Raw genomic sequence first — 6,746 nt, 5'->3', positions numbered from 1 at the left:
TTCTCTTCCTGCTCGTCCTTTTCCCCGATCTCGTCATGGTTCCACTCGACTGGCTCACGCATCGATAAGAAATCCAAGGGAGGATTGAAAATGCGCATGCTCATCACACGAACCGGCATGGCGGCGGCCATCGCCGCCACCGTACTCTTCGCCGCGGGATCGGCCAAGGCCGAGTTCCAGGAACGGACGATCCGCGTCTCGAACGGCGTCAGCAAGGAACACCCGATGGGCAACGGCCTTGCCGCCATGGGCGCTTGCACGCTTGAGAAAACCGGCGGCAAGATGACGATCCAGTCCTATTGGGACGGCGCTCTCGGCAATGACCTGACTGCAACCCAAAGCGTTCGCACCGGCTCGCTCGAGATGGTGCTGACCTCGACGGCGCCGCTGACCTCCATCATCCCGGCCTTCGGCGTCTTCGATCTGCCCTTCCTGTTCAACGACGAAAGCGAGGCCGACCAGGTGCTCGACGGCAAGGTCGGCCAATGGTTCTCGGACCAGCTTCCGGCGGTCGGCGCGGTCAACCTCGCCTGGTGGGAGAACGGCTTCCGCCATACCACCAATTCACGCCACCCGATCACCAAGGTCGAGGATTTCGAGGGCGTAAAGATGCGCGTCATGCAGAACAACATCTTCATCGATACGTTCAAGGAGCTCGGCACCAATGCCGTGCCGCTCGCCTTTTCGGAGATCTATTCCGCGCTCGAAACCGGCACAGTCGACGGCCAGGAGAATCCGTTCAACAACATCGAGAACATGAAGTTCTACGAGGTTCAGAAATACCTGACGCTCACCAAGCATGCCTATAGCCCGACCCTGGTGCTGTTCTCCAAGAAGGTGTGGGACGGCCTCTCGCCGGAAGAGCAGACCATTCTCAAGGACTGCGCGCTCGTCGGCCAGAAGGAACAGCGCAAGGTCAACCGGGAGAAGTCCGAGGTCAGTCTGGCCAACCTCAAGAGCCAGGGCATGGAGATCAACGAGATTACGCCCGAGGAGATGGAGCGGCTCCGCGACAAGCTCAAGGTGATCTCAGAGCGTCATGCTGCAGCGATCGGGCCCGAAACGCTCGACCTCGTCTTCGGCGAGCTCAAGCGCATCCGGGCCGATTGACACCTCGAAGGAGCAAACTCGCTCGGCGCCGGTCCGGCTTGTCGCCATCCGGCGCCCGTGTATATATCTCTGGCAACCGCCGTAAACGGGCCTTTCCTCAACGCCGGCAGTCGCCTGCAAATGGATCCTGCCATGCCGTCATTGAAGCTCGAGCCGTCACAATCTCTGGCCCAGAAGGTGGCGTCGCGTCTGCGGCAGGCGATCATCGAGGGCGAGTTTCCGCCGGGCGCCGTCATCGCCGAGGAGATGCTGGCGCAATCCTTCGGAATCAGCCGGACCCCCGTTCGGGAAGCCCTGAACCAGCTCCAGTTGCAGGGACTGGTGGTGATCCGCCCCCAGGTCGGCAGCTTCGTCTTCAGCCCGGATGCCGGGGACATTGCGATGCTCTGCGAGTTCCGCGCCATTCTGGAACCGCAGGCAGCGAGACTAGCCTATCGCAACGACCGGTCCGGCACGCTCGCCGAGCTCGAAACGGTGATCGGCGAAATGGAGAAAGCCGTGGCGGCAAAGGACAAGGTCGCCTACGGCCGGGCCGATACGGCCTTTCATGAGGCCTTCGTCAACCACTGCGGCAATCGCTACGTTGAGGACTCCTACCGTCTGGTCGCCGGGCGGGTTGCGGCGCTCAGGACCAATTACAGCGCCCCGATCGACGTGCAGACACCCCGTTCCTTCAAGGAACATCGCGCCTTCGTCGAGCTCTTCGAAAAGGGCGACTTCGAAGAATTCGACCGGCTGATGCGGATCCATGTGACGGACACCGCCAAGACTTACACGGCGGCGCTGCGCCTCTGATCCTCGCACGCCTCCGCGCTCGTGCCGGCCCCGCTGCTTAGCCGGGCGAAGCTGACCTGATCAGCCCTGGAAGAACTTGTAGTACGAGGCGATCTGCGCCGCGGTATTGGATGAGAGCTTGAGCTTGATACCGATGCGATCCCCTCTGTTCCACCGAACAATACCGGTCAGAAGGCCGAGTTCCGCGCTGCGGATCGTGACCTCCTGTCCAGTGCGGGCGCCGATGTCGAAAAAAAGCTGAAAGCAGATACCCTCTTCGGAAAGATCCTTGACGATCCCGTTGCTCGATCCTGTCTTGCAACTGACGTTCCCGGTGATCTGGGTCTGCGTCCTCGTAGAAACACGCTGAACACTGTCCTTGTACGGCATATCGTCCTCGCGGATTTATTTGACGATTTAGGAGTACCTGAAATAGGTAAATCAATTCATAACATTAGCCTGTGTAGTCTACACATCTCCCCAGTATTAATAAAGCTATCCAAAAATTAGACTCAAATTGTATTTTTGTATCATTCACCATAAATACTGCATCCGCAGATCGCACAGACATATATATAGCCGCATTTTATACAGGAGGCGCGACATCTTCTTTGTGTGCGCGAAACTACTTTTGAACCCGACGGAATGAAAGACGCACGGCGCACTCAAGCCACCGATCGGTCGATCGATGGCACCATCAGGCAGAAACCTTGCCGGGCTCGATCAAGATGGCTCCCACATATCGCCGCGCCGCCTCCTGATCGAGCGGCTTCGACATGTGAAATCCCTGCACCAGCCTGCATCCCAGCTGACGCAGCGTACGCAATTCCTCCTCCGTTTCCACGCCTTCGACAATGCAATCGATGCCCATGTCCCTTGCCAGCGAAAGCATCGACTTGACGATCTTGTAGCCCGTCGTTTGTTCCTGGAGGTCGGCAACAAAGCAACGATCGATCTTGAGCTTCGTGATCGGCAGCGTTTGAAGCTGGGCAAGACTTGAATATCCGGTGCCGAAATCGTCCAGCGATATGCCGCATCCAAGCGCCTTGAGGGCCTCGACGGCCTGCCTGGCGTGCGGAAAGTCGTGCATCATCGCGGTCTCGGTGATTTCGAAGTCGATCCGCCTCGGGTCAAAGCCACTCTTCAGGACGATATTGGCGATCCGTAATGCACCCCCGGCCGAGCATATGTCCTTCGGCGAGAGATTGAACGAGAGCCGCAACGGTTCCGGCCATTGTTGCGCGGCGCAAAGCGACTGCTCGAGAAGAACGCGCGTCAGTTCGCTGACCAGGCCGGCCTTCTCGGCAATCGGGATGAATTGCGCCGGCGAAACATCGCCGAGTTCGCGACTTTCCCAGCGCGACAGTGCTTCGAAAGAGGCGACTCGACCCGTTTCCAGGTCGATGATCGGCTGGAAGGCGACGGCGATCTCGGCGCGCAGGTCCGCATCGCGCAGCGCCTGTTCTATCCGCGCGTTTCTGAGGAGCGCAAAGCTGTGCTCCTTGCAGAACAACACGGTCCGCCCGGTCTTGTTCTGCTTCGCCTCGTAGAGCGCATAGTCGGCATACTCAAAAATCAGGTCGGGCTCGGCCGCGTGATCCGGATAGACGGCGAAACCGACGGAGACCGAAATCAGCACGCTGATGCCGTCGAGCACATAGGGTGCGGCGATTTCCTCACAGATCCGTTCGCCAAGTCTCAGCAGGTCGGCCTCGTGAGCATTGGCGACGATCATGGCGTATTCGTCCCCACCCAGCCTGGCGAGAAAGGCGTCATCCGGACAAGCCTTTTCCAAGCGGCGGCCGACCTCGACCAGCAGGCTGTCTCCTGTGGCGTGGCCGTACAGATCGTTGACGGCCTTGAACCCATCGAGGTCGAGCATGGCGACGGCCAGGCGCGATTGCTTCGCCGACGCGGCGGCGCATTCTGCCGACAACCGCGCAAAGAAGCTTCGCCGGTTCGGCAGGTGCGTGAGGCTGTCGATATTCGCCAGGTGCTGGTTCTCACGGCCGAGCGCCTCGGTTCTCAGTTGCGCTTCGACCTGTGAACTAAACTCCCTGTAGTTGCCCGCGAGAACCAGCAGAAAGGCTCCGGATACGAAGACGACATTAAGCGACATTGTCAGGAAAACGGTATTTCCACTCGGCACCAGGAAGGCGAGGAAGACCGCGTTGGCGACGAGGCCGACGACAATGGCGGCCGGCAGCAGATGGGTGAGACAGGAAACGCTGCCAATGATCGTTATCGCCATGAAGAAGACGACGTGCGACTGGCCGTACGCATCTCCATGCGGAAAAACGGCCAGGGCCCAGGCGCAGAGTGCAAGCGTGATCAGGCCGGAGAACCGGCCGGTGCGAACCAGTGCGAGCTCGGCGTCTTCAACCGCTGGAACGCCCGCACCAAGCTTCAGCCACCATAGGGCCTGGCTTGCGCAGAGCATTGTCAGGATCAAGGGACAATACAGGCTCAAAGCGAGCGGCGCGTCGCTGAACGTCGTAAAGGAGAGCGCGCAGATATTCACGATGCACAGGAGATGCATCAGAGGCACCTGCCTCGATATCACCTTGCACTGCGCTCGAAGCAACGCGCCCTTATATTCAGCCGATCTGGATAGAATTAAGTCCTGAATTGATTGCTTGCGCACACAGGTTCGCCCCCACTCGCCCATTCGCCAAAACCGATTGCAATTTCAAATTGCTTTTACAGTAATGTATAAATTCCAGGGGATGCCCTATCTTGCCGGTCAGCCGCGATAGAGCATCCAATCCTTGCGGGCACCGCCGCCCCCGCCCGCAGAAAAGAACACAACCCTGTCGCTTGTCGTGTCCGTGGCGGTCTGCAGGGCCTTCTCCGCATGCCCCACCAGTTCCGAGGCCGTGCTGGCGTCATAGGTCGTGCTGCAACCGAACCGAGCGACGACGGCAGGCATCTTCGCCTGACGGCTATCGAATGCCGCAAGGCAGCTCTTTCGAAGATGATCCGCCATCTTCTGGATTTCCGCCTCTGCGGTCATCCAGACAAGGATGCCGATCTGGGGCCGCTCGAGCCAGGCGGCAAAGTCGGTGGCCTGAACGGCGCGCGTCACGGCGAAACCGAGGCGCTCCAGGATGGCTTCCTTGACCTTGATGAGTTCCTTGCCCTCGAAGGGCTCGAGGACCAGAAGATTGCAGAGGAGAAGCGACACCCCGTCGGGATAGTGTTCGCCACCATAGAGTTCGGCGAGCTTCTTGTTGAAGCCACGCCGGTTGGCGAGATTGGTGACGAGATGTGTGAACTTTGTCCGCTCGAACGCGTCCACATCGCTCGTGATCGCCGCGACGGCCGACATCTGGCTCGAGACGCGCTCGAGGATCTGCGTGTTCGCCGAGCGCTGCACTTCCGTCATCTGGTGAATCGCCTGCAGCTCAGACTGGATCGTATTCATGTCGCGCGGATCGACAGAGGAGATCTTGCCCGTCGCCTGGCCAAGCATGTTCGTGTAGTTGGACAGCGAGTTCTGACCCGATAGCAGAGACTCCTTCAGGGTCGACAATTCGCTCTGCAGGCGATCTGCGGACTGGTCATGGATCGACTTGCCGAAGTGATGCGGCAGGTAGGTCCGCGCCAGGGTCTCGAGATCGTCTTCGGAGATCGGCTTGCTGAGGCGCGCGAATTTCTCGCGAAGGTCCGGATTGTTGCCGCTGACGATCTCGTACATGAGCTCGTAATTGACCGGAGATGCGTCGATCTCGAGCCGGTTCAAGGTCGCAAAGACCGTGTAGAAAAGCTCCCTGCGGTTCTGCAGTGCAAGCTGTTTGGAAGTTGCATTCACAAGTGCCATCGTGCTGCGCCTTTTAAGGAAGCGTCGCAGGCAATCACGCCCGTGACGACGTCGAACAGGTAGGCGTGAGGTCAGGACCTCGCATAGGATTTTGCGGCGGCAGGAATTGTCGTGTCCGACCCGCGTTCATGCGGTTGTATTGGCGCTAGATGCATCCGATCAGACAACTCAGAGTAAAACCGGCCGCTTAAGAATTGGTGAAGTCCACCGGCTGTCAGCCCGCCAGATCGACGGCCAAAGCCGCCGTCTCCTGGCGTCTCCTGTCAAGCGTGTTGTGGGCGGCCTGCATGATGTCCAGGTCATATAGGTAGCCAATGGCCGCCAGTTCGCCCATCAGCTCGCCGACGACCAGGTCGACGCGCCGTGGGATTTCCGATTCATCACGCATGACGACCGCCTCGAGTTGCTCGAACGATCCGCCTATCGCACGGTAGAGCTCGAGCGCCGAAAGCAAAAGCTTCCTCTGGCGCTCCGCGAGATCACTGAGGGAACCCTCTTCAAAGGTCGCCATCAGTCGAACAGCTTTGTTTTGAAATACGCTCATCGATAACAACTCATGAAAAATCAGCAATACGGCACCAATACCTCTAAAAGTTGAACACGTATTTAATTTCAAGCGGCCCGGTTTGATCCCACGTCTCCGCACGCAACACGAGCCGGCTTGCTGTCAAACATTGTCAGGGGGCGCAAAGAAGCAGTTGACGTTGTCTTCGTTTGGATGAAGGCAGATGTGGTAGTTGCCGTCTCCGGACGGAATCTCGTCTCCATAGGGGATGAAGAACCAGTGGTTTCTCGTGGCGAGGTGATGGTCCCCAGGATGAAGGGTCACGGAGAAACCGTGAGCGCCTTTTCTGACGTCCGAGCTCGGGATCGGGGCGCAGTCTCCTCCGACATCCTTCTCCTTGCAGCACGCTGGAGGATAGGTCCAGCCACTGCCGGCCTTATGGGCGCCGCTCGGCACGACAAGAACCATCGATATGACAGCAATGGTGACCTTGTCGGGTGGTTTGATCGGTTGCTTTCATATGTCCGGCCTGTTTGT

Annotated in this window: 7 protein-coding genes; 2 read left to right on the top strand and 5 right to left on the bottom strand. The window is 58.8% G+C overall.

Going from position 1 to position 6,746, the window contains the following annotated elements:
• The first annotated feature begins 90 nt into the window (after positions 1-90).
• A complete protein-coding gene (locus N181_RS26045) occupies positions 91-1,110 on the top strand; it encodes a TRAP transporter substrate-binding protein (protein ID WP_037435701.1) in 1,020 nt (339 codons plus the stop codon).
• A gap of 132 nt (positions 1,111-1,242) precedes the next feature.
• Positions 1,243-1,905, top strand: a complete 663-nt coding sequence (locus tag N181_RS26040; protein WP_037435725.1) for a GntR family transcriptional regulator — start codon at positions 1,243-1,245, stop codon at positions 1,903-1,905.
• Positions 1,906-1,965: 60 nt separating this feature from the next.
• Here N181_RS26040 and N181_RS26035 read toward each other — a convergent pair whose 3' ends face one another.
• The 5 genes from N181_RS26035 to N181_RS35065 all read right to left on the bottom strand — a co-directional run bounded on the left by N181_RS26035 (position 1,966) and on the right by N181_RS35065 (position 6,677).
• Complete coding sequence (locus N181_RS26035) at positions 1,966-2,274, bottom strand: PilZ domain-containing protein (RefSeq protein ID WP_014332453.1); 309 nt, start codon at positions 2,272-2,274, stop codon at positions 1,966-1,968.
• Positions 2,275-2,581: 307 nt separating this feature from the next.
• A complete protein-coding gene (locus N181_RS26030; RefSeq protein ID WP_081319034.1) occupies positions 2,582-4,423 on the bottom strand; it encodes a putative bifunctional diguanylate cyclase/phosphodiesterase in 1,842 nt (613 codons plus the stop codon).
• 204 nt (positions 4,424-4,627) lie between these two features.
• Positions 4,628-5,704: a diguanylate cyclase domain-containing protein gene (locus N181_RS26025; protein ID WP_037435698.1), complete on the bottom strand. Its 1,077-nt coding sequence runs from the start codon at positions 5,702-5,704 to the stop codon at positions 4,628-4,630.
• 214 nt (positions 5,705-5,918) lie between these two features.
• Positions 5,919-6,275, bottom strand: a complete 357-nt coding sequence (locus tag N181_RS26020) for a hypothetical protein (RefSeq protein ID WP_234885973.1) — start codon at positions 6,273-6,275, stop codon at positions 5,919-5,921.
• Positions 6,276-6,371: 96 nt separating this feature from the next.
• Positions 6,372-6,677 carry a hypothetical protein gene (locus N181_RS35065; RefSeq protein ID WP_037435721.1) on the bottom strand — a complete coding sequence of 102 codons (306 nt, stop codon included), beginning with the start codon at positions 6,675-6,677 and terminating at the stop codon, positions 6,372-6,374.
• Positions 6,678-6,746 lie beyond the last annotated feature (69 nt).

Source organism: Sinorhizobium fredii USDA 205 (genome assembly GCF_001461695.1).
In the GTDB taxonomy this organism is placed as follows: domain Bacteria; phylum Pseudomonadota; class Alphaproteobacteria; order Rhizobiales; family Rhizobiaceae; genus Sinorhizobium; species Sinorhizobium fredii.
The sequence above is the reverse complement of the archived record's forward strand: the minus strand, read 5'-3'. Positions and strand labels throughout refer to the sequence as shown.